Source organism: Streptomyces sp. NPDC034099, from assembly GCF_055575415.1.
Genome location: NZ_JBVISR010000013.1, coordinates 76,972 through 99,638, shown reverse-complemented (window position 1 = coordinate 99,638; position 22,667 = coordinate 76,972). Strand labels below are relative to the sequence as shown.

18 protein-coding genes are annotated in these 22,667 nt (G+C 71.6%); 3 read left to right on the top strand and 15 right to left on the bottom strand.

Annotation, left to right across the window (positions count from 1 at the left end):
• Positions 1–25: 25 nt before the first annotated feature.
• From ACZ56V_RS31260 to ACZ56V_RS31245, 4 genes are all read right to left on the bottom strand, one after another.
• Positions 26–709, bottom strand: a complete 684-nt coding sequence (locus tag ACZ56V_RS31260; protein ID WP_468946953.1) for a response regulator transcription factor — start codon at positions 707–709, stop codon at positions 26–28.
• Positions 706–1,860: a sensor histidine kinase gene (locus tag ACZ56V_RS31255; RefSeq protein ID WP_468946950.1), complete on the bottom strand. Its 1,155-nt coding sequence runs from the start codon at positions 1,858–1,860 to the stop codon at positions 706–708. The genes ACZ56V_RS31260 and ACZ56V_RS31255 overlap by 4 nt, the downstream gene beginning before the upstream one ends.
• Positions 1,857–2,381, bottom strand: coding sequence for a DUF1453 domain-containing protein (locus tag ACZ56V_RS31250; protein ID WP_467383476.1), 525 nt, complete (start codon positions 2,379–2,381; stop codon positions 1,857–1,859). The genes ACZ56V_RS31255 and ACZ56V_RS31250 overlap by 4 nt, the downstream gene beginning before the upstream one ends.
• A 256-nt stretch (positions 2,382–2,637) precedes the next feature.
• Positions 2,638–4,761: a DNA gyrase/topoisomerase IV subunit B gene (locus ACZ56V_RS31245; RefSeq protein ID WP_104631092.1), complete on the bottom strand. Its 2,124-nt coding sequence runs from the start codon at positions 4,759–4,761 to the stop codon at positions 2,638–2,640.
• 440 nt (positions 4,762–5,201) lie between these two features.
• Here ACZ56V_RS31245 and ACZ56V_RS31240 point away from each other — a divergent pair, with 440 nt between their 5' ends.
• Positions 5,202–5,432 (top strand): DUF7455 domain-containing protein, encoded by a 231-nt coding sequence (locus ACZ56V_RS31240; RefSeq protein ID WP_007445070.1) that lies wholly within the window; start codon positions 5,202–5,204, stop codon positions 5,430–5,432.
• Positions 5,433–5,543: 111 nt separating this feature from the next.
• On the opposite strand, the gene ACZ56V_RS31235 is transcribed toward ACZ56V_RS31240, so the two are convergent.
• The 7 genes from ACZ56V_RS31235 to ACZ56V_RS31205 form a co-directional block, all read right to left on the bottom strand.
• A complete protein-coding gene (locus tag ACZ56V_RS31235; RefSeq protein ID WP_398915174.1) occupies positions 5,544–6,401 on the bottom strand; it encodes a S1 family peptidase in 858 nt (285 codons plus the stop codon).
• 166 nt (positions 6,402–6,567) lie between these two features.
• Entirely contained in the window at positions 6,568–8,100 is a 1,533-nt protein-coding gene (locus tag ACZ56V_RS31230; RefSeq protein ID WP_398915176.1) for an RNA polymerase sigma factor, read from the bottom strand.
• A 424-nt stretch (positions 8,101–8,524) separates the two neighbouring features.
• Complete coding sequence (gene whiH / locus ACZ56V_RS31225; protein WP_356362736.1) at positions 8,525–9,412, bottom strand: sporulation transcriptional regulator WhiH; 888 nt, start codon at positions 9,410–9,412, stop codon at positions 8,525–8,527.
• A 163-nt stretch (positions 9,413–9,575) separates the two neighbouring features.
• Positions 9,576–11,558 (bottom strand): ABC transporter ATP-binding protein, encoded by a 1,983-nt coding sequence (locus ACZ56V_RS31220; RefSeq protein WP_398915178.1) that lies wholly within the window; start codon positions 11,556–11,558, stop codon positions 9,576–9,578.
• 55 nt (positions 11,559–11,613) lie between these two features.
• On the bottom strand, positions 11,614–12,372 hold the full coding sequence (locus tag ACZ56V_RS31215; RefSeq protein WP_104631088.1) for an NUDIX hydrolase: 759 nt from the start codon (positions 12,370–12,372) through the stop codon (positions 11,614–11,616).
• Positions 12,373–12,576: 204 nt separating this feature from the next.
• Positions 12,577–14,130, bottom strand: coding sequence for a DUF4192 domain-containing protein (locus ACZ56V_RS31210; protein ID WP_468946944.1), 1,554 nt, complete (start codon positions 14,128–14,130; stop codon positions 12,577–12,579).
• A 117-nt stretch (positions 14,131–14,247) separates the two neighbouring features.
• Complete coding sequence (locus tag ACZ56V_RS31205) at positions 14,248–16,407, bottom strand: DEAD/DEAH box helicase (RefSeq protein WP_468946941.1); 2,160 nt, start codon at positions 16,405–16,407, stop codon at positions 14,248–14,250.
• 288 nt (positions 16,408–16,695) lie between these two features.
• Between ACZ56V_RS31205 and ACZ56V_RS31200 the strand changes: the two genes are divergently transcribed.
• Positions 16,696–17,310 carry a hypothetical protein gene (locus ACZ56V_RS31200; RefSeq protein WP_398915184.1) on the top strand — a complete coding sequence of 205 codons (615 nt, stop codon included), beginning with the start codon at positions 16,696–16,698 and terminating at the stop codon, positions 17,308–17,310.
• 326 nt (positions 17,311–17,636) lie between these two features.
• On the opposite strand, the gene ACZ56V_RS31195 is transcribed toward ACZ56V_RS31200, so the two are convergent.
• From ACZ56V_RS31195 to ACZ56V_RS31185, 3 genes are all read right to left on the bottom strand, one after another.
• Positions 17,637–18,257: a hypothetical protein gene (locus ACZ56V_RS31195; protein ID WP_398915186.1), complete on the bottom strand. Its 621-nt coding sequence runs from the start codon at positions 18,255–18,257 to the stop codon at positions 17,637–17,639.
• Positions 18,258–18,325: 68 nt separating this feature from the next.
• Positions 18,326–19,027: a ribonuclease HII gene (locus tag ACZ56V_RS31190; protein ID WP_356362722.1), complete on the bottom strand. Its 702-nt coding sequence runs from the start codon at positions 19,025–19,027 to the stop codon at positions 18,326–18,328.
• Positions 19,028–19,108: 81 nt separating this feature from the next.
• A complete protein-coding gene (locus ACZ56V_RS31185) occupies positions 19,109–19,729 on the bottom strand; it encodes a TetR/AcrR family transcriptional regulator (RefSeq protein ID WP_356362720.1) in 621 nt (206 codons plus the stop codon).
• 186 nt (positions 19,730–19,915) lie between these two features.
• On the opposite strand from ACZ56V_RS31185, the gene ACZ56V_RS31180 reads away from it, so the two are divergent.
• Entirely contained in the window at positions 19,916–21,463 is a 1,548-nt protein-coding gene (locus ACZ56V_RS31180; protein WP_398915188.1) for an MFS transporter, read from the top strand.
• Positions 21,464–21,752: 289 nt separating this feature from the next.
• On the opposite strand, the gene ACZ56V_RS31175 is transcribed toward ACZ56V_RS31180, so the two are convergent.
• Entirely contained in the window at positions 21,753–22,658 is a 906-nt protein-coding gene (locus ACZ56V_RS31175; protein ID WP_398915190.1) for an ADP-ribosylglycohydrolase family protein, read from the bottom strand.
• Positions 22,659–22,667: the final 9 nt, after the last annotated feature.

The following is a 22,667-nucleotide window of genomic DNA, read 5'->3' as shown; positions in this document are numbered from 1 at the left end:
CAGGCACTTCACCCCATCAGGTGATTCATCCCCCAGGTGGCCGCACCAGCCCCTTGCCATAGGCGTAACGCACCGCCTGAGCACGGTCCTTGATGCCCGCCTTGGCGAACAGGTTGTTGATGTGGGTCTTCACCGTCGCCGTGGAGACCTGCAGCCGGCTCGCGATCTGGTGGTTGTTGAGCCCTTCGGCGATGAGAACCAGCACCTCGGTCTCCCGGGCGGTGAGCCCGTCCGGTGGCTCGGGCGGTCCCGCGCGCCGCGGCTCGGACTCGGACAGGCGCTCCAGCAGCCGCCGCTGGATGCTCGGCGCCAGTCCCGCGTCTCCGGACAGGACGCCGTGCACCGCCCGGACGATCTCGTCCCCGCCCGCGTCCTTGGTGAGGTAGCCGCGAGCCCCCGCCCGCAACGCGGGGAACACCGACTCGTCGTCCGCGTACGTCGTGAGCACGACGACCTGCGTCCCCGGGTGTTCGGACCGGATCCGGCGGGTGGCCTCCACCCCGTCGCATCTGGGCATGCGCAGGTCCATCAGCACCACATCCGGTGCGAGTTCGGCGACGAGCCGGACCGCCTCCTCGCCGTCACCGGCGGCGCCCACGACTTCGACGCCGGGCAGGAGCCCGAGCAGCATCACGATCCCCTCCCGCACCACGGTCTGATCGTCCGCGACCACCACCCGCGCGGGCATCTCCCCGGACTCCCGCGTCATACGGGCACCTTCAACGTCACCACGAACCCTTCCTCGCCCGGACCTGCCCGCAACGAGCCGCCCAGCAACTCGGCACGCTCCCGCATGCCCAGCAGACCGTACCCACCTCCGCCGCCGGTGACTTCGCCGGGCGGGCCTCCCGAGTCCCGCACGTCCAGCGTCACTTCGTGGGCGCCGTAGTCCAGCCGCACCCGCACGCCGGCGCCGGGAGCGTGCCTGCGGGCGTTCGTCAGGGCCTCCTGGGCCACTCTGCGCACCGCCTGTGACGCCTCGGCCGGCAGCGGTCTGCGTTCCCCCGTAATGGTGACCTCCGCGGAGCCCTCAGCCATTTCGACGAGCTGAGACAGGAAGTCCTCCAGCGGCGTCAGGTCGCCGCGCAGCGCGGACAGCGCCTGCCGGGTCTCGGCGAGTCCGTCGCGGGCCATCCCCCTCGCCGCCACCACCCGGTCCAGGATCTGCTGCCGGTCCGCGTCCCGCTCGATCAGCAACCGGGCCGCCTCCAGGTGCACCATCTGAGCCGAGAGGCTGTGCGCCAGTACGTCGTGGATCTCCCGGGCGATGCGGGCCCGCTCCGCGAGTGCCGCGGACTCCGCCTCGGCCGCCCGGGCGGCTCGCTCCTGGGCCAGCAGCCGCTGCGCGCTCCCCCGTGCCTCGGCGTCGAGGCGCAGGACGTATCCGGCCAGGGCCAGTCCGCCCGCCGTCGCCACCGTGGTCAGCCATGCGTCGTCGCTGACGACGGCGTAGGAGGCCAGCGCGACCGAGGACACGGGCAGCGCGGCGGCGATGGGCATCCGCTCCAGGGCCACCACGGCGCAGCCGCACCAGATGACCAGTGCGGGGACTCCGAAGCCGAAGGACTGGGCGGCGACCGCGAGGGCGAGCAGCACGGTGACGAGTGCCAGGGACGGCCACAACCGGTGCGCGAGGGTGGTCCGGAAGAAGGCCCACGCCGCGCACACGGCGCCCACCAGGCCGACAGCCGCCGCGAGCGAGCCCCACCCGTGCAGACGGCTGCTGGTGAACGCTCCCCACAGCAGCATCCCGAAGACCAGCAGCCGTACCGCCAGGGCGAGCAGCCTGCGGGGCCGCGAGACGCTCTCGGGCAGGAGGGCCTCCTTGGAAGGCCACCTCGTCCAGACGTTCTCCGTCACGCGGGCTCCTTCCAGGCGGGACGGGCCACGGCGTCACGGTACGCGGCGCCGGGGGCTCCGGAAGGACGGGCGGCCTGAACGCGCCAGGCCAGGACGCCGGACCGGACCAGCAGGGTCGCCGCGAGGGCGAGCAGCAGGGCGGAACTGTCCTGCCGCACCCCCAGGGCCGCACCGACCCCGTAGAGGCCGGCGCGCAGCGCGATGCCGACGCCCCACACCGCGACGCTCGCCCGGGTGCCCCGGCTCCAGACGCCGCCGTCGGCCTCGACCCATATCCGGGTGGTCCAGGCCCAGCCGAGACCGGTGACCAGGCCGACGATCATCTCGGCGGCGAGCAGCAGCACGGCGGCCGTCTGGTGATGGGCGTCGATCATGCCCGGTTCACGCAGCGCGACGATGCCCAGCACCAGGGGCAGCACCCACCAGCGTCGGCCGGTGTCGATCCGACTGGCGCGGAACTGCCGGGTGATCACCAGGCCGACCACCGCCGTGACGGCCAACGCGTCGAGGAGCCCGGACATCATGCCTCCGTGAGCGGAAGAAGGGTGATGCCGACGGGGGCCCCGCCGACGCCTTCGACGTTACGGAAAGTACGAGGTCACGGGATCGGAGCCCGGGTGGATCATGGGTGGAGCCGCTCCCGCTCCGGCGCTCCACCCGGGGGTGGAGACGGCGACGGTCCGGGACGGCGGTGTGGAAGGCGCGGGAGGCGTGCCGCGCATACGCCGGACCGGACCCGGTTCTCGCTCCCGGGCCCGGTCCGACGACTGAGCGTGGTCACGCGTCGATGCGCGACCGGTCCAGTGTCGCCGCCGAGCTGGAGATGAACTCCTTGCGGGGTGCGACGTCGTTGCCCATCAGCAGGTCGAAGACCTGCTCGGCGGAGTCCAGGTCGGTCAGGTTGATCCGGCGCAGGGTGCGGCGGCGCGGGTCCATGGTGGTCTCCGCGAGCTGGTCGGCGTCCATCTCACCGAGGCCCTTGTAGCGCTGGATGGAGTCCTTGTACCGGATGTTCTTGCTCTGGAACTCCATGAGCTTGTCGCGCAGCTCCCGGTCCGAGTACGTGTAGACGTACTTGTCCTGGCCCTTCTTCGGCTGGACCAGCTCGATGCGGTGCAGCGGCGGCACCGCGGCGAACACCCGGCCGGCCTCGACCATCGGCCGCATGTAGCGGTGGAAGAGGGTCAGCAGCAGGGTGCGGATGTGGGAGCCGTCCACATCGGCGTCGGTCATCATGATGATCTTGCCGTAGCGGGCCGCGTCGATGTCGAAGGTGCGGCCCGAGCCCGCCCCTATGACCTGGATGATCGCCCCGCACTCGGCGTTCTTCAGCATGTCCGTGACGGACGACTTCTGGACGTTGAGGATCTTGCCCCGGATCGGCAGCAGCGCCTGGAACTCGGAGTTGCGGGCGAGCTTGGCCGTGCCCAGCGCGGAGTCGCCCTCGACGATGAACAGCTCGCTGCGGTCGACGTCGTCGCTGCGGCAGTCAGCGAGCTTCGCGGGCAGCGACGACGACTCCAGGGCCGTCTTGCGACGCTGGGCGTCCTTGTGCTGGCGCGCCGCGATACGGGTACGCGCCGCGGCGACGGCCTTCTCCATGACCACGCGCGCCTGCTGGGCCGCGTCGCGCTTGGTCGAGGTCAGGAACGCCTTCAGTTCCTTGGTGATCACGTTGTTCACGATCCGGCGGGCCGCCGAGGTGCCGAGGACCTCCTTGGTCTGGCCCTCGAACTGCGGCTCGGCGAGCCGGACGGTGACGACCGCCGTCAGGCCCTCCAGGGCGTCGTCCTTGACGATGTCGTCCTCGGCGACGCGCAGCATCTTCTTGGTGCGCAGCACCTCGTTCATCGTCTTCGCCACCGCCTGCTCGAAGCCGGCGACGTGGGTGCCGCCCTTGGGCGTGGCGATGATGTTGACGAACGACCTGATCGTGGTGTCGTACCCGGTGCCCCAGCGCATCGCGACGTCGACACCCAGGTCGCGCGTGACCTCCGTCGGGGTCATCTGACCGTCGTCGTCCAGCACGGGGACCGTCTCCTTGAAGCTGCCCTGCCCGCTGAAGCGGAGGGTGTCGCAGACGGGCCGGTCGCTGGCCAGGTACTCACAGAACTCACTGATGCCGCCGTCGAAGCGGAACGACTCTTCACCCTTGCTGCCGCCGTCGCCGAGACCGAACTCGTCCCGGACGACGATGGTCAGTCCGGGCACCAGGAACGCGGTCTGGCGGGCCCGCTGGTGCAGGGTGTCCAGGGAGAGCTTCGCGTCCCTGAGGAAGATCTGCCGGTCCGCCCAGTACCGCACGCGTGTACCGCGGCGGCTCTTGGGGATCTTCTTGGTCTTGCGCAGCCCGCTCCCGGCGTCGAACTTGGCGTCCGGGCCCGCTCCCGCGAAGGCGCCCGGGACTCCGCGGCGGAAACTGATGGCGTGGGTGTGCCCGCCGAGGTCGACCTCGATGTCCAGGCGGGCGGACAGGGCGTTCACCACGGAGGCGCCGACACCGTGCAGACCACCGGAGGCGGCGTAGGCGCCACCGCCGAACTTGCCGCCGGCGTGCAGCTTGGTCATGACGACCTCGACGCCGGACAGGCCGGTCTTGGGCTCGACGTCGACCGGGATGCCCCGGCCGTTGTCCCGGACCTCCACCGAGGCGTCGTCGTGGAGGATCACCTCGATGTGGTCGCAGTAACCACCCAGGGCCTCGTCGACGGAGTTGTCGATGATCTCCCACAGGCAGTGCATCAGACCGCGACTGTCGGTGGATCCGATGTACATGCCCGGACGCTTGCGCACGGCCTCGAGCCCCTCGAGGACGAGCAGGTGCCGCGCGGTGTAGTTGGACCCGTCCCGGTCTGCTCCTGCCAGCAGCGCAGTGGACGGCACGGATGTCTCGGCGGTCACGCGGTTCGCTCCTCGCTGAATTTCAGATGGGGCCCCGCTGGGTAAGGGCGTGGCTCGGTTCACCGGTCAGAGGGTACCGAGCCCTGGTAGAGCCGCTGTAACGCCACCCTCGTCACGCACTCACCCTAGTCCAGGGTCGCATGTCTGTTCGATCCCTCGATGGGGTGAAGTACACATCACGTTCCCTTCGAGGCATGAACCATTTAGGCTCCGGGCACGTCCTCATGAACAAACCGGCAACCCAGCCGGCGGGACCGACCCTGACCGACCGCGCGAACCCGTACGACACAGAGACACGCAATACGGCACATTCGCCGCCAATCGGCAACAGCCGGCCCCTCGGAAAGTTTTTTCGAGGAAAAGCCACGAGCGGGAACGTTTTGGGGCTGGTTGGATGTTGACCCTGGTACGACAGCTCGTCGAGCTAGAGAAGAGGCGACGTGACTACTGTTCTGACTTCCGCAAGCCCGCTGACGGCCGCCGATCGCTGCGACCGCTGCGGCGCCCAGGCATATCTGCGCGTCGTCCTGCTGAGCGGCGGAGAACTGCTCTTCTGCGCCCACCACGGTCGCAAGTTCGAGCCGGAACTCAAGAAGATCGCCGCTGAGATACAGGACGAGACGGAGCGGCTGACGGCCGTTCCGGCATCTTCCGCCGAGGAAGAGCGCTGACTCAACGCGCCCGACGACGAGCCGAATCGGCACAGGCCGATGAACGGGCGGCCGCCCCCGGATTCCGGAGGCGGCCGCCCGTGCTCGTGCCCTGAAGGCTCTCAGCGGCTGTCAGACGCCCCCGCGCTGCCGCACGGCCGCGCCGTCCCAGCCCAGCGTCCGCAGCACCGAGGAGACCCGCGTGTACACCCCGGGACTGCCCGGGCGCCCGCAGCCGCTCCCCCAGGACACCAGGCCGATGAGCCTCCCCCGGCCCACCAGTGGTCCTCCGCTGTCCCCCTGACAGGCGTCGCGGCCACCGGTCTCCTCCCCGGCGCAGAGCATGGTGCTCGGGAGGTACCGCCCGTCGTCGCTCCCCGGATACGCCCGCTCGCAGGACGCGTCGGGGAGCACGCGCACCCGGGCCGCGTGCAGGCCGTTCGCGTAGTCGCCGGCGCCGGAGGTGTCCCCCCAGCCGTAGACGAGGGCCCCCGTGTCCGGTGTGTAGGCGGGGTCGCCCTCCGCCGCCATCCCTATGACCGAGCCGGCGGGAAGCGCTTCGGAGAGTGTGAGCACCGCGAAGTCGCCGGCGTTGCTGCCGTCGTCGTGCTCCGGATTCACCCACACGGAGCGGACGCGGATCTCCTGTCCCTGGTCCGACAGCAGGTCGGTCCGGCCGGCGATGACCTTCAGGTCGTCCACCTGCTCCGGCGGCGACCCGAGCACCCCCTCCCCCAGGCAGTGGGCGGCCGTGAGCACGGTGGTCCGGCCGACGGCCACTCCCCCGCAGAACTGCCCCGCCCGCGTACCCCCGAACCGGTCACGACTGGACAGGGCGACAGTCCACGGGCTGTCGGACACTTCGACCGGGAATCCTCCGACGACGATGCTGTCGGCGGCCGCGGGGGCGGCGGACCCCAGCGGTATCGCGGTCGCCGCGGCCGCCAGCACCAGCGGCCGGGCCAGTGTCCGGGCAAAGAGACGACGCATGCGGGCTCCTCACTCCTAGGTGGTCATGAGACACCCAGAGTGATCCAGCACGCCGTGTCGCGCACCCGCTGCCCAGTGCGAAGGCCCGGTTCCGCACTGGGCGGGACCGGGCCTCCGTCACTCGTACCGTCTTCTCGTACCGTCCGCTCGTACTGCCTGCCGCGACCTAGTCGAGGTAGTCGCGCAGCACCTGGGAGCGCGACGGGTGGCGCAGCTTCGACATGGTCTTCGACTCGATCTGGCGGATGCGCTCACGCGTGACGCCGTACACCTTGCCGATCTCGTCGAGGGTCTTCGGCTGACCGTCGGTGAGACCGAAGCGCATGGAGACGACGCCCGCCTCGCGCTCGGACAGGGTGTCGAGCACGGAGTGCAGCTGCTCCTGCAGGAGGGTGAAGCTGACCGCGTCGGCCGGGACGACCGCCTCGGAGTCCTCGATGAGGTCACCGAACTCGCTGTCGCCGTCCTCGCCCAGCGGGGTGTGCAGCGAGATGGGCTCGCGGCCGTACTTCTGGACCTCGATGACCTTCTCCGGGGTCATGTCGAGTTCCTTGGCCAGCTCCTCCGGGGTGGGCTCGCGGCCCAGGTCCTGGAGCATCTGCCGCTGCACGCGCGCGAGCTTGTTGATGACCTCGACCATGTGCACCGGGATACGGATGGTGCGGGCCTGGTCGGCCATCGCGCGGGTGATCGCCTGACGGATCCACCAGGTGGCGTACGTGGAGAACTTGTAGCCCTTGGTGTAGTCGAACTTCTCCACGGCGCGGATCAGACCGAGGTTGCCCTCCTGGATGAGGTCCAGGAAGAGCATGCCGCGGCCGGTGTAGCGCTTGGCCAGGGAGACCACCAGGCGGAGGTTGGCCTCCAGCAGGTGGTTCTTGGCGCGGCGGCCGTCCTCGGCGATGATCTCCAGTTCGCGCTTGAGCTTGGGCGCGAGCTTGTCGGAGTTCGCCAGCTTGTCCTCGGCGAACAGACCGGCCTCGATGCGCTTGGCGAGTTCGACCTCCTGCTCGGCGTTGAGCAGCGGGACCTTGCCGATCTGCTTGAGGTAGTCCTTGACCGGGTCGGCGGTGGCGCCGGCCGCGGCGACCTGCTGGGCCGGAGCGTCGTCCTCGTCCTCGTCGGACAGCACGAAGCCCGCGTTCTCGGTGCCCTCGGGCTCCTCCGTCGCGGCCTTCGGCTCCTCGGTCGTCTCGTCCTCGAGAAGCTCGCCGTCTTCCTTCTTGGCGGTGGTCTTCTTGGCCGCCGTCTTCTTGGCGGTGGTCTTCTTCGCCGTCGCCTTCTTGGCGGTCGTCTTCTTCGCCGCCGCCTTCTTGGCGGGCGCCTCTTCGTCGACGGCGGGCTCGGCGGCGGGCGCCGCCGGCGCGGCGGGAGCGGTCGCCTTCCTGCTGGTCACCGCCTTGGCCGCGACCGCCTTCGTGGCGGTGCGCTTGGCGGGACTCTTTGCTGCGACGCTCTTTCGGGTGCGCTTGGGCTCTGCGGCACTGACCATCAGCGTCACACCCTCTTCCTCGAGGATCTGGTTGAGGCTGCGCAGTACGTTCTTCCACTGAGTGGCCGGAATCTGGTCAGCTTCGAAGGCCCGACGCACGTCATCGCCGGCGATCTGCCCCTCAGCCTTTCCCCGCTCGATGAGCGCCATGACAGAGACGGACTCGGCGATCTCCGGCGGGAGCGTACGGGATGTGCTGGCCGACACGAACAACCTCTCGGAACGTTGAAAAACGGCTTCCGGCCCCGTCCACGGCGGACAGGGGCCGACCACCGGCTTGGGATGGGCCGACGGTGCGGGCGGGCCGGGGAGATGCACAGCGCCGTGAACGGCGTCCGTATTCCTCCGCGGCTGTCACCTCTTAGGTCATCGTGTTGTTCCCAAGAGCGTTACGCCCAATCCGCGTGGCCCGAGTCACACCCCGTAAGCGATCAAAACCAGTCAAATGCGGATGAACAAGGTCATCGACTCATGCGTTCCGGCCACATCGGGAAGGCTCAGCCTCTCATCAGACCGTCGGACCCCGCGGAACCATCAGCGGCTCCGCGGGGTCCGACGGTGACGGCGGCGGCCGGCCACTGCCACAGGAGGGGTTTGGCGTGCCCGGACCGCGCCGTTCCGGCGGAAGCGCTCAGTGCTCGCGAGGGGCGGGCACCACGCGTTCCACCTCGGGGTGGACGGTCAGAACCTGACGCATGGCCGCCTCGGCCGCCGCGCCGTCGCCGGTGGCGAGGGCGTCGACGATCCTGCCGTGCTGCGCGAGCGACACGTCGTTCGGCCGGTCACAGCCCGTGACCGGGCCACCGGAGACATGGAGGGCGGCGGAGACGATCCCGGAGAGGTGGTCCAGCATCCGGTTGCCCGCGATCTGGATCAGCAGGCTGTGGAACTCGGCGTCGGCGCGCGAGAAGGTGAGCGCGTCGCCCTGCCCCATGGCGTGGCCCATGATCCCGACCATGTCGGAGAGCCGCTGCTGGACGTCCTCACGTCCGTGCCCGGCGGCCAGGCGCGCGGCCAGCGGCTCGATCGTCCAGCGCAGCTCACTCAGCTCGCGACGCTGGTCGTCGCGCTGCGGGCCGAAGGCACGCCATTCGATGATGTCCGGATCCAGGAGGTTCCAGTCACTGACGGGGCGCACCCGGGTGCCGACGTTGGGACGGGCGCTGACCAGCCCCTTCGCCTCCAGCACGCGAAGGGACTCCCGCACCACGGTGCGGGAGACCTCGAAACGCTGCCCGATCTCCTCGGGCACCAGCGGGCGGTCGGCACCCAGGTCGCCCGAAACGATCATCTGGCCAAGCTGCTGGACGAGTTGCCCGTGCAGTCCGCGGCCACGGTTGCCCGCGGTGCGCCGGCCCACGCGGCCCAGCTCGGGCTCCACCCCTTCCCAGGAGGGCGCCCCGACGCGGTCGACGGAGGGCGTCTCCGCGTACGGGTAGCGGTCGAGTTCGCCCGGGTTCGCGAGGCCGGAGTCGGCGGAACGGGCGGCGGTCATCATGGTGTGCGCAAGGGTACTCACGCATCCTTTGTCGGCGCTGATCCCAACTCCCTTGAGGTCTTTGGTGAAAAGCACACGAAAGGGTGATCGCTCACCCCGTCGCAATTGACGCCTTATCGGAAAGAAATGGGCTTTCCCCGGGGAGTTGCGCACACGGTCGGAACGGAAGGGTGAGACAAGGGCGTCAAACCCTGCTGCGCAGGGTCGTGAGCAGATAGGCGCAGAGCAGAGCGGTCAGCGACAACGTCATTGCGCCGCTCACCGGTTGGGCGATCACACGCAGGATCTCGGCCACATACCGCTCACCGCCGAACGGCCACTGAGTCAGGAGGACTTCGCGCACCCGCATCGGGAACCCGGCAGCCGTCCGCACGGACGGGCCCGCCCAGACCTTCTGTACGAGCGGTACGACGACGACCGGGACGGCGACCACTGCCGCCAGCCCGGCGGTGGTGGAGCGGAAGACACCTGCGGCGAGCACTCCGGACCAGGCGCACCCGACGACGAGTCCGGCCCAACCGGCACTCAGCGCGGGCCAGTCGGCGGGGACCTCCGCGAGCTCCGGGCCGTAGAAGAGACGGAGCAGCTCGGCGTCGCACCCCACCGTCAGGGCGGCCAGCAGCAGTGCGGTCGCGGCGGAGACGAGAAGTTTGGCGGTCAGCAGGCCCATGCGGCGGGGCACGGTGCCGCGGTCCGCCGCCAGGGCGGGGTGGCGGAACTCGTCACCGAAGGCGAGGGCGCCGAGCAGCCCCGCGCCGAGTGCGGCGGGCGGCAGCGGGAGCTCCCGCGGCCACGCGGCCAGGAGCCGCGGCTGCGGGGTGTGTCCGACACGGGCCAGGATCACGGCGGTGACGGCGGACACGAGGAGCACGACCGCACCGGTGACGAACCCGGTACGGACCCCCGCCGCACGACGGAGTTCGTAGCGCAGCGGACGGAGGGGGCTGGGGGCGGAGCGGACGGAGATGGGGGGCGGAAGCGTGGCGGCCGTTTCCCGGGCCGTCGCGCTGCCGGGGATCAGGCTGCTGGAGTGGTGCGGGGTGGCGTGGGGTGCGGGCGGCCCGGGGGGTCCTGGACAGTGGCCGGGGACGAGGGCTTGGCGGGGCCCGGGGGTTCTGTGCAGGACGGCACCGGGTGCGGAGCCGTCAGGGTCTCCGGCCGTGTCCGCGGCCGCCTCTTCCTCCGTGGCGGGTGCCGGGGGCGGCGTGCCGGACCTCTCGGCGTCCTGCGCGCGATCGGCGTCCGCCTGCCGTCGCTCCTGCTGCCGGGCTGCCGGAATCCCACCGGCTCCGGGGCCCATGTCGCCTACCTCGTCGGCCAGTTGGTGTACGAGGATCCCGTGCCGGAAAGCCGTCTCACCGATGTCGGCGCACGTACTGCCGTAGACCGCGAGCCGGTTGCCGCCCTCGCGGACCACCTCGACGGAACGGCGTGCCGTGCGGGCCTCCTTCGTCACCAGGGCGGCGAGACGGGCGGCGTGCGGACTGCGTACGGCGACGCGGGGCCGCAGCCGGGTACGGGAGAACTCCGCCGCCTCCTGGTCGGCGACGACTCTGCCCCGCTCCAGCGTGACGACGTGGTCGGCGCCGCGCGCGGCCTCCTTGGGGTCCGCCGTGCTGAACAGGACCGTGCCGCCCTGGGCGGCATGGGCACGCAGTGCGTCGTGCAACCGTCGGGCATCCTGGACGGAGAGTGCGCCGGCGGGGTCGTCGAGGACCAGGGTGTGCGGGTCGGGGACCAGCGCGCAGGCCAGTCCGAGGCGTCGGTCCATGCCGCGGGAGAGGGTGCCGAGGCGTTCGTCGCGCAGGTTCTGGAGACCGGCCGACTCCAGGACCTCATCCGCCCGGCTGACGGGAACGCCCGCCGCCGCGCACAGCATGCGGAGATGGCCGCGCACCGTACGGGCGGGGTGGCCCGGAACGTCCCCCAGCAGCACGCCCACCTCGCGCGAGGGGTGGGCGATGCGGTGCAGGGGGCGGCCTCTGAAGTAGGTGAGACCACGGCCCTGTTGGAGCTCGAGCATGAGTCTGAGTGCCGTCGTCTTGCCGGCGCCCGATGCTCCGAGCAGTGCGGTGACGCGGCCCGCGCGCGCCTCGAACGAGACGTCGTCGACGGCGGGCGGAAGCTCCTTGCGGGGGTTGCTGGTCAGTCCGAAGGCCTGGATCACCTGTAGCAGAATAGCGTGTGATATCCGGTTTTTCGGGCATCATGTGGGCCCGGCGTCACACCTCGGGACGGAGCATCGGGGGGTTGAGGAGGGTCGCGCCGCCCGCGCGGAAGAGCTGGGCGGGACGGCCGCCCTGGCGGGTGGTCGTCCCGCCGGTGGGGACGAGGAAGCCCGGAGTGCCCGTCACCTTGCGGTGGAAGTTGCGAGGGTCGAGCGCCACGCTCCACACCGCCTCGTAGACACGGCGCAACTCGCCCACCGTGAACTCGGGCGGGCAGAAGGCGGTGGCCAGGGACGAGTACTCGATCTTGGAGCGGGCTCGCTCCACCCCGTCCGCCAGGATCCGGGCGTGGTCGAAGGCGAGCGGCGCCACCGCCTCGCCGGCCCGGCCGTAGCCGCTCTGTTCCAGCAGTTCCTCGACCGGTGCCCAGCGGGCGTTGCTGGCGTCGCCGCCCGCTCGCGGTGCGGGCAGGTCGGGGGCGAGTGCGAGGTGGGCGACGCTGACCACCCGCATGCGGGGGTCGCGCTCGGGGTCACCGTAGGTCGCGAGCTGCTCCAGGTGGGCGCCGTGGTCCTGGTTGGGCGCGGCCGGGTCGTGGACGCACAGCCCGGTCTCCTCGGCCAGCTCCCGCGCCGCCGCCTGCGCCAGGTCCTCGTCCGCCCGTACGAACCCGCCGGGCAGGGCCCACCGGCCCTGGAACGGAGGCTCTCCCCGGCGCACCGCCAGCGCGCACAGGGAGTGACGACGCACGGTCAGCACGACCAGGTCCACAGTGACGGCGAAGGGCGGAAAGGCTGACGGGTCGTAGGGCATGCGGCGATCATAGTCGTCTGCCTGACGATAAACACTCCCTTCGCCAACCGCTTCGGGTACTGATCCACTTCCTTCCGGCCTGTGCCTCACCGCCCGTTCCCGCGCGCCGTGCGAGGACGCGTCGCACCAGGTCAGGACCACGACGTCGGCGGGCAGGGCGACCCGTGGCACCCGCGCACATCCCCGAGTCCGCGGCCACACGTCTCAGGGGCACTCGGCGTCCCCTTGGCTTCCGCCCCTCGCCGTACCCGCCCCGTCCGGGCGGGCCGCCTTCCGGCCTGTGACCGGCGTTCCCGAGGCGGGCGGGCGGGTCCGGTCCGTCCGCGCGGTCCCGGGGTGCCCGGCCCCCGAGCCAGTGCGGGGACGCGGGGTCACGGTGCCGGGCTCGCGGTCCTGTGCCCTCGGGCGGCGTCGGACGCCAGGGGACGGCATGGAGAGGGAGCGGGTGCGACGCCGACCGCCGGGAGATGAGGCCGCCGAGGACCGGGCCGTCTCACCTCCCCCGGACGGACCGCCGTGTGCGTCGTCGTCCGCGGTGGCGGCTTCCGCGCCCGCGCCGCCTTCCCTGCCCTCGCGCAGGCAGCGGCGGATCGACTCGGGGTCGAGACCCTCGTTGCACGCCTGGTGCAGGAGCCGGGCGAAGAGGTAGTCGGGGTCCGCGCCGAGGGCCATGGCCAGTGCCTCCCGCGCCTCCAGTTCGTCACCGGTGGACCAGGCGACCCAGCCCGCGAGGGTGAGGGGCGCGGCCGCGTGCTCGCCGTACGGCCCGACGCAGCGCCGGGCCAGGGCCCGCCAGAGGCGCATCGCGGGGGCCGCCTCGTCGCCCTCCATCCATGCGGCCGCGCGGTCGCGTGTCGTACGGTCCTGGAGTCCCAGGATCAACGCCGCCGCCTCGTCGTGCCCCAGCAGCTGGTCGTCACGCAGGTCCTCGGCCGGCACGCCGGACACGGGCGGGGCCTCGGCGAGACGTCGCATGAGCCGCTCCGCCGCCTCCAGCGTCTCCTCGGCCACCTCCGCGCGGCCGTCGGCGTCGAGGATCCGGGAGACCAGCACCGCGGCGGCCGCGTCCAGGGCCGCCGCCTGCTCGACCGCCGCCGCGTCCTCCCTGGGCAGCATCCTGGCCCGCAGCTCACTGAGCGAGCCGCGCACCTGGATACCGGCGTAGGTGGCCGCGGCGGCCAGCACCGACGTGCCCGGCAGTCCCATCGGGAGGCCATCGGCCGGGCAGCAGGCATCTTCGTCGCAGCAGTACGACCAGAAGCGTCCGTCCGAGATGCACAGTGCCTCGACGACGGGAATGTCCAGGGCGCCGCACTCGACGCGCAGCTTCTGGGCCAGCGGCCGCAGTCGCTCCATCACGTCCCTGCCGGTCTCGCCCCGGCCCGGTTCCCGGCAGAGGTAGGCGACCATCTGCTCGGGCCGCACCCCGCGCCGCTCGCTTCCGGTCACCAGACCGTGGACCAGTTGCCCGGCCGCGCCCGCCCAGTCGTCCGGGCTCGCCGGGATGCCGAGCCGTGCGCGGCCGCCGAACCGGCCCCGCCCGTCCCTGTCGCGCAGGGCGGCCAGGACGATGCTGTCCTCGGGGCGGTAGCCGAGCAGGTACGGCAGGGCGTCGGCGAGTTCGGCGGGGGTGCGCAGGGTGACCTGGTGTTCGTCGGCGGGGCCCTCGTGCGGTGCGCCGTGCGTCCGACCCGGCTGTGCGACCTGCGAGATGTCACCGTTCTCGGAGGATCCAGTCGTTTCGCTGTGGTTCGTCATGGCTCGACGATCTCGCGGATCGGGAGGCTCCGCTTTGCCTGTGGACAACTGTCCGCAGGAACACGTCACCTTGTGCGTTCCCGGACCGGCTCCGAGGACCGGAACCGACCGGAACCCCTAACCGGCCAGGGCCAGGACGAGCGGGAGTACCTCGTCGGCACCGGCCTGGCGCAGGAGGCGTGCGCCCACGGCCAGGGTCCAGCCGGTGTCGCTGTAGTCGTCGACGAGCAGGACCGGGCCGGTAGTACCGGCCAGGGCGGTGGCGAGTTCGCCGGGCACGGTGAACGACTCGGCGAGGGCGCGCAGCCGCTGGGCGGAGTTGCTGCGGTGGGCGGCGTACTCGTCGGCGTGCGGGGTGTGGGCGAGGCTGCCCAGCAGCGGGAGCCTGCCGACCCGCGCCACTCCCTCGGCCAGTGAGGCGACCAGCTGGGGGCGAGTGCGGGAGGGCATGGCGACGACGCCCACGGGCCGCGCCACCGCGTCGCGGGAGCCGGTGGCCCAGCCGCCCGGCGAGCGGGCCCAGTCGGCCAGCACCGTCACGACGGCGCGCAGCACGTCGTCCGGGACCGGGGCGTCCGCCGCCTGCGCCGACAGGAGCGGCCGCAGACGGTTGCCCCAGCCGATGTCCGACAGCCTCCCCAGTGCCCGTCCGGTGAGCGCCTGCTGACCCGCGGGAATGCGGCCCTTGAGGTCCATCCCCACCGCGGCGAGCCCGGTCGGCCACATCTTGCGCGGCTCGACCTCCATGCCCGGACGGTCCAGCTCGCCCGCCGCCGCCGCGAGGGCCGCGGAGGAGACGGCCGGGTCGAGCCAGGGACCGGCGCAGGTGTCGCACCGACCGCAGGGGGCCGCCTTCTCGTCGTCGAGCTGCCGCTGCAGGAACTCCATCCGGCACCCCGTGGTCGCCACGTAGTCCCGCATGGCCTGCTGCTCCGCCTGCCGCTGTCGGGCCACCCACGCGTACCGCTCCGCGTCGTAGGTCCACGTCTGCCCCGTGGCGGTCCAGCCGCCCTTGACCCGCTTGACCGCGCCGTCCACGTCCAGGACCTTGAGCATCGTCTCCAGCCGCGAACGGCGGAGGTCCACCAGCGGCTCGAGCGCCGGGAGCGACATCGGCCGCCCGGCCTCCTCCAGCACCGCCAGCGTGCGCCGGACCTGCTCCTCCGGCGGGAAGCCCACCGAGGCGAAGTACGCCCAGATCGCCTCGTCCTCCCGCCCCGGCAGCAACAGGACGTCCGCGTGGTCCACCCCACGCCCCGCACGTCCCACCTGCTGGTAGTAGGCGATGGGGGACGAGGGCGACCCCAGGTGCACGACGAACCCCAGGTCGGGCTTGTCGAAGCCCATGCCCAGCGCCGAGGTCGCCACGAGCGCCTTCACCCGGTTCGCCAGCAGGTCCTCCTCCGCCTGCAACCGGTCGGCGTTCTCCGTCTTGCCCGTGTAGGAGGCCACCGGGTAGCCCCGCTGGCGCAGGAACGCCGCGACCTCCTCCGCCGCCGCCACCGTCAGCGTGTAGATGATCCCGGACCCGGGCAGATCTCCCAGCCGCTCTCCCAGCCACGCCAGCCGGTGCGCCGCGTCCGGCAGCTCGAGCACGCCCAACCGGAGGCTCTCCCGGTCGAGCGGCCCCCGCAGCACCAAGGCGTCCCCGCCTCCCGTGCCCAACTGCTCCGCCACGTCGGCCGTGACCCGCGCGTTGGCGGTCGCGGTGGTGGCCAGCACGGGCACCCCGGCCGACAGCTCGGCCAGCATCGTGCGCAGTCGGCGGTAGTCGGGGCGGAAGTCGTGGCCCCAGTCGGAGATGCAGTGCGCCTCGTCCACCACGAGCAGACCGGTGGTGGAGGCGAGCCTCGGCAGCACCTGATCGCGGAAGTCCACGGAATTGAGGCGCTCCGGGCTCACCAGGAGGACGTCGGTCTCACCCCGCTCGACCTCCCCGTGGATCGTCTCCCAGTCCTCCGGGTTGGCCGAGTTGATCGTGCGCGCCCGGATCCCCGCCCGCGCGGCCGCCTCGACCTGGTTGCGCATCAGCGCCAGCAGCGGGGAGATGATCACCGTGGGCCCCGCGCCACGCCGGCGCAGCAGGGCCGTGGCGACGAAGTACACGGCCGACTTGCCCCAGCCGGTGCGCTGCACCACCAGAGCGCGCCGGTGCTCCTCCACCAGGGCCGCCACCGCCTGCCACTGATCCTCCCGCAGCCGTGCCGCGCCCGCACGATCGCCGAGGAGCTCGGCGAGGACGGCATCGGCTTCGGTACGGAGTTCCACGTGGTCCATGCCCCCATGCAACCCGATGGCACTGACAATCCGCGAATCCGGAACGGACCGCGACGCGTGCCGTGCCCCATGCGTCGTCCGGAGACACTCCGGGTAGGGATATAGGACGCACATCAGCCGATATGGGTCCTCGGGCTCAATTGCTCGTTGCCGCATCCCAGTTCGACAGGAAGAATTGAAGTCCGCTCCCCGCACGGCCCCTCCGTGACCCGGCAGGGCTTCGCTGCGGTGCGCGCTCCCCGAATCCGACCCTGCCCGCAGTATGGGCGCGTAGCCGAAGGGAGGAACGTGACCTTCGGATTCGCTCCGTCCTCGGCGGCCTCGCTTTCGTCGTCCGCCGCTTCCGCCACTCGCATGCTCGAACCGGCGGAGTGGGCCGCCGCCGGGATCCCGCTGCTGCGCAATCCTCGCGAGGTCGTCTCCGGACTGCACTCGCGGCACCGCCCCGAACCGGCGACGGCGGTCGTGGCCGTACTCGACCCGGACGAACGACTGCGCGCCAGCGCCTCGTTCACCAGCCGCCGCTCCCCCGCCGACGGCTGGATGTTCCGCAACGCACTGCTCTCCCAGCTGCGCCGGGTCATCCCGCACGACCTGCGGCGCCGCACTCCCGTGCGCACCGCCGTGCTGCTCTACTGCCGTGAGGGCGACGCGCGTTGGACGCAGGAGGACGGCGCGTGGATGTGGGGGCTGCGGGACGCCTGCACACTGCACGGGCTGCGCTGCGGCGCGTACATCACGCTGACCCGGGACGGCTGGCAGGTCCTCGGCGAGGGCCGCGGCGGGCGTCGGCCCAACGCGGCGTCGGCGCCGGAGCCCTTCGCCACGGCGGAAGCGCCGCCCCCGCCACCACGCACCGGCGGCGTCGCCTCGGACGTGCTGCGCCGGGCCGCGGCCCGCTGAGTACCCCGGAAGTCCGGGCTCGGGGGGCCACCGCGGACCTGCCCGAGGGGTGACCCGACTCGCCCGCGTCCCGAGCGGCGGCCCGGCTCGCCCGTGGCATGGCGGCCCATCGGCCCCGCCTGCCGGGCCCGGCAGCGCCCGTACCGCCGCACCTCGCCCGAGTCCTTACGGCGGGCGCACGCACCGTCTCCCGCGTCGGGCCCGGTCCGCTACGGCGCCGGATGTCGCCGGCGTACCCGGGCACACCGAAACCGCCTCCGTGCGGGGGGGGGCTCCGGACACGCCTCGGGGACACACCGGCGTCCGCCGCACTCGGCGGAACGGAGTCAGACGCCCGCGCCCAGCACCGAGTTGATCCGCTGCGGGTCACCGCAGACGATCAGCAGGGCGCCGGCCCGCGAGTGGGCCACGGTCAGGGCGGTGACAGCGGCGGCCTCGGGGCCGCCGTTGAGCGCGACCACGACCACGGCCCGCGACGCGGCACGGTCCGCGACGGCGGCGTCGGCGTAGAAGACGTCGTCGCCCGCGTCGTGCTGCGCCCAGTAGGCGGCATCGCCGAAGGACAGTTCGTGGGCGGCCCACGGGTGGGCTTCGCCCGTGGTGATCACCAGCACGTCGCCGGGGGTACGGCCCGAGTCCAGCAGCAGGTCCACGGCCTCTTCGGCGGCGTCGAGCGCGCCGTCCGGCGTGGCCGGGATCAACTGGATCTGCGGGGCCGCCGGGCTGGCCGGACCCGAGGGTCCGGGTTGGGCCACGGCCGTGTCGCGCGACGCGCGTTGCGCCGGCGGTGCCGGCCGCACCGGGCCGGGACGGCCGGGGCGCGGCGGAGCCGCGGGACGGGGGCCGGGTACGGGGCGGGGGGTCTGCGCGGTGCGGCCACTGGCCGGAGTGGCGCGGGGACCCTGGGCCATCTCGGGAATCTGAGGCTCCTCGGGAATGAGAGGCATGAGCTGATATCTATCAAACGTTGGTGCGGCTCGCGTCGGCGGGTGGCACATGCCTGCGAGCGGAACCGTCAGAAATCGAATCCGAGCTGACCCTCGATTTCCGGAACGCTTCCGTCCACCCAACTGCGGACCTTCTTGAGGTGCCGCCACTGGGGCAGCGCATCAAGATACGCCCACGACAACCGGTGGTGCGGGGTGGGGCCCCGCTCCGCCAGTGCGGCCTTGTGCACGGGCGACGGATACCCGGCGTTGTCCGCAAAACCGAAGTCTGCATGGTCGACACCCAGTTCGGCCATCATTTTGTCGCGCTGGACCTTGGCGAGCACCGAGGCCGCCGCGACGGCGACGCAGGACTGATCGCCCTTGATCACCGTACGAACCCGCCACGGGGCGCCGAGGTAGTCGTGCTTGCCGTCGAGGATGACGGCGTCGGGACGGACCGGCAGGGTCTCCAGGGCACGCACCGCCGCCAGGCGCAGCGCTGCGGTCATGCCCAGCGCGTCGATCTCCTCCGGAGAGGCGTGCCCCAGGGCGTAGGACGTGACCCAGGTCCGCAACTCCACGGCGAGTGCGGTGCGTCGCTTGATGGTGAGCAGTTTGGAGTCGGTCAGGCCGACCGGGGGTCGGCGCAGTCCGGTGATCGCCGCACAGACGGTGACCGGGCCGGCCCACGCGCCGCGCCCCACCTCGTCGACGCCGGCAATGATCTTCGCTCCGGTCGTGGCGCGAAGAGAGCGCTCGACGGTGTGAGTAGGTGGTTCGTACGGCATGGCGCACCTAGCGTACGCCGCTGCGATCGCCGGGCGACACCCCGGTTGCCCGATCGGGACCGGCCTCCTCGCCGACCGGGGTCAGGGGCCGTCGGGCCGCAACAGCGGGACCATCAACTGGTCGATCATTTCCTCCAGCTCGCGGTCCGTCCATTCACTTGCACAAATTTTCGAGCGATACATCATCATCGCCGGGATGGCGTCGAAGACGTATCCGTTGGCCGCGTCACGCCGGACCTCTCCCCGCTCCATTCCGCGGTTGATGACCTCACGGAGCATCTTGAGGGTCGGCTCGACCACCCCCTTGATGATCACGGCGTGGAAGCGCTCCGCCTGCATGGTGTCGCATTCGTGAATCACAGAACGCAGAGCGAATCCGGGGCGGCTGTACATCGCGTCGCGCGCCCTGCGGCAGAGCTCCAGCAGATCCTCGCGCACGCTTCCGAGGTCGGGCACGGTGTCGAAGTCCGGCAGCCCGGACAGCAGCGCATCCGCGACGAGGTCCTCCTTGGACGGCCAGCGCCGGTAGACGGCCGCCTTGCCGGTCTGTGCGCCGGCGGCCACCCCCTCCATCGTCAGGCCGTTCCAGCCGACGGTGCCGAGTTGATCCAGCGCGGCCTCGAGGATCGCGCGCTCCAGGACCGCGCCACGCCGACGGGAGGGCGTCTGGGCGGAGGCGGCCGCCCAGTGCGAAGGAACCATGTCGGAGGTCTCCAGAAAGCGGTGAAAACGGGTATTCGGGGATGAAGCACGCCTCGCGCGGCCGCGACGGGGGACCGGACGCGCGACGACACGGCAAGTGAACGGTTGCGTTCACTGTCTCCGGGTCACTAACGTTGAAGCAACAGTGAACGCGAGCGTTCACTAAGTCATCGTGGGGGACACATAGTGACAACCTCTTCTCTGATCAAAGACCAGAAGCCGGGAGCGGCCCGCCGGGAGGGGCATCCCGGCATCGCACTCGCCGTCATCGCGGCCTGCCAACTCATGGTCGTACTCGACGCGACGATTGTGAACATCGCGCTCCCGCACATCCAGAACGCGCTCGATTTCAGCACCACCGACCTCACCTGGGTCGTCAGCGCCTACACGCTCACCTTCGGCGGCCTGCTCCTGCTCGGCGGCCGAGCCGGTGACATCCTCGGCAGGCGCCGGGTCTTCATGACCGGCATCCTGCTCTTCACCTTCGCCTCGCTGCTCGGCGGCTTCGCCCAGGAACCCTGGCAGCTTCTCGCGGCGCGCGTCCTGCAGGGCATGGGAGGCGCGATCGCGTCGCCCACGTCGCTGGCCCTTATCACCACCACCTTCCCAGAGGGGCCGGAACGCAACCGGGCCTTCGGCGTCTTCGCCGCCGTCTCCGCAGGCGGCGGCGCCATCGGCCTGCTGGCGGGCGGCATGCTCACCGAGTGGCTCGACTGGCGCTGGGTGCTCTTCGTCAACGTGCCGATCGGTGTGCTGATCGCCGTGCTGGCGCCGCTCTACATCAGCGAGTCCGAACGGCACTCCGGCCGCTTCGACATAGCCGGGGCGGTGACCTCGACGGCGGGTATGGCGTCTCTCGTCTACGGCTTCATCCGGGCTGCCGACGAGGGCTGGCGGGACAACCTGACCATCGGCTCCTTCGCGGCCGCCGCGGTCCTGCTGCTGGCCTTCGTCCTCATCGAGCAGCGGGCCAAGGAACCGATCACGCCGCTGAAGATGTTCGCCGACCGCAACCGCTCCGGCACGTACCTGATCATGCTGAGCCTGGCCGCGGCGATGTTCGGCATGTTCTTCTACATCGTGCTGTTCGTGCAGAACGTGCTCGGCTACACCCCCATCGAGGCCGGTCTGGCCTTCCTGCCGGTCACGGTCGTGATCGCGCTCGGCGCGGGTCTGTCGCAGCGCTTCCTGCCCGTCTTCGGCCCCAAGCCGTTCATGATCGCGGGTTCGGCGCTCGCCGCGCTCGGGCTCGGCTGGCAGGCCCTCATCAGCTCCGACAGCTCGTATGTCGGCGGGATCCTGGGACCGATGCTGATCTTCGGCTTCGGCATGGGGCTGAACTTCGTGACGCTGACGCTGACGGCGGTCTCCGGGGTCGCCCAGCACGAGGCGGGTGCGGCGTCGGGTCTGCTCAACGCGATGCAGCAGGTGGGCGGATCGATCGGTCTCGCCATCCTGACGACGGTCTTCGGCACGGCCAGCAGGGACGAGGCGGAGAAACAGGTGCCGGACTTCCTCACCAACGGTTCGCCGGAGCAGAAGGCGGAGTTCGCCCAGACCCACCAGCTGCCCGCGCCCTGGTCGCACGACGTGCTCGCACAGGGCATCTCGGCCGCCTTCGTCCCGGCCGCAGCCATGGCCGTGCTCGCGCTGGCCACGGCCTGGCTGGTGATCCGGGTGCGCAAGAGCGACCTGGAGGCCCTGTCCGGCACGGCCGGGCCGGGTATGGGCTGACCCCGTGGGGCCCCGCCCCGGGCGGGGTCCACCGGTGGGCGTCCCGCACGTCCGCCCGGGCCCGCCCCGCCGGCTCGCGGTCGCCCGAACACATCTCGGCAGGGCGGCCGGCAGCACGAAGGACAGTGCGACGAACAGCGCGACAAACACCGGCAGCGCCTCCACGACCCACACCCCCATGACCTTCCGGACCCGCCCGGGCCACACCTCGGGCAGCGGTTGTCATGACAACGTGCCGACGGTTACACAGAGTTCCCCTCGCGCACGGAGAGTTTCCACGGCGGGCCGGTCAGGCGGTGGTCGCCAGCCAGGCGGGCAGCGCCTCTACCCGCCCCGCCCACGCGGCCGGGGGCGCCCCGGCCGTCCCGGCCGCGATCACTCCGCCCACGATGGCGCAGGTCGTGTCCACGTCTCCGCCGACCTGGGCGGTCGTCCAGAACCCGGTCTCGTACTCACCGAGGGCGCGGGCCGCTGACCAGAGGGCGAAGGGGACCGTGTCATGCGCGGTCGTACGCCGGCCACAGCCCAGGACCGCCGCCACGGTGGTCGCGTCGCCGTAGTCGAGCATGTCCCGGGCGCGTCGCAGTCCGGCGCCCACCGCGCTCTTCGGCACCAGCGCGACCACACCGTCGAGGAGCGCGTGCGCGGAGGGCGGGCCGGCCGGATCGGCGGCCAGCGCCGCGGCCGCCGCGACGGCCATGGCGCCGACCACCGCCTCACGGTGCTGGTGCGTCGGATAGGCCGAGATCTCCGCCTGGTGGGTCGCCTGTTCCGGGTCGTCCGCGTACCAGGCACCGAGCGGCGCGATGCGCATGGCGGCGCCGTTGCCCCAGGAGCCCTGCCCGTTGAACAGCGCCGCGGCGAGTTCGCGCCAGTCGCCGCCTTCCCGGACCAGCCGCAGCAGGCGGTTGACCGCGGGACCGTACCCCCGGTCGAAGTCGTGGTGCCGGGCGAAGGAGAGGGCCAGCGCGTCCTGGTCGATGCGGTGGTGGGCGGCCAGGACGGAGACCACGGAACACGCCATCTCCGTGTCGTCCGTCCACTGCCAGGTGCCGGGCGGCAGCTCGCGGCGCCCCAGCAGCGGATAGTTCGCGGGAACGAAGAACTGTGAGCCCAGCGCGTCCCCCACCGACAGTCCGCGCAGGCTGGACAGGGCCCGGTCCAGGCGCCCGTCAGGAGAAGAATGAGCGGTCATCGCCCTGCC

Coding starts and splice junctions, on each gene's coding strand:
- ACZ56V_RS31195 (WP_398915186.1), bottom strand. CDS start 18,257: ATGCCTCTCATTCCCGAGGAGCCTCAGATTCCCGAGATGGCCCAGGGT.
- ACZ56V_RS31185 (WP_356362720.1), bottom strand. CDS start 19,729: ATGGTTCCTTCGCACTGGGCGGCCGCCTCCGCCCAGACGCCCTCCCGT.
- ACZ56V_RS31210 (WP_468946944.1), bottom strand. CDS start 14,130: ATGACGAACCACAGCGAAACGACTGGATCCTCCGAGAACGGTGACATC.
- ACZ56V_RS31260 (WP_468946953.1), bottom strand. CDS start 709: ATGACGCGGGAGTCCGGGGAGATGCCCGCGCGGGTGGTGGTCGCGGAC.
- ACZ56V_RS31250 (WP_467383476.1), bottom strand. CDS start 2,381: ATGTCCGGGCTCCTCGACGCGTTGGCCGTCACGGCGGTGGTCGGCCTG.
- ACZ56V_RS31175 (WP_398915190.1), bottom strand. CDS start 22,658: ATGACCGCTCATTCTTCTCCTGACGGGCGCCTGGACCGGGCCCTGTCC.
- ACZ56V_RS31215 (WP_104631088.1), bottom strand. CDS start 12,372: ATGCCCTACGACCCGTCAGCCTTTCCGCCCTTCGCCGTCACTGTGGAC.
- ACZ56V_RS31235 (WP_398915174.1), bottom strand. CDS start 6,401: ATGCGTCGTCTCTTTGCCCGGACACTGGCCCGGCCGCTGGTGCTGGCG.
- ACZ56V_RS31190 (WP_356362722.1), bottom strand. CDS start 19,027: ATGCCGTACGAACCACCTACTCACACCGTCGAGCGCTCTCTTCGCGCC.
- ACZ56V_RS31205 (WP_468946941.1), bottom strand. CDS start 16,407: ATGGACCACGTGGAACTCCGTACCGAAGCCGATGCCGTCCTCGCCGAG.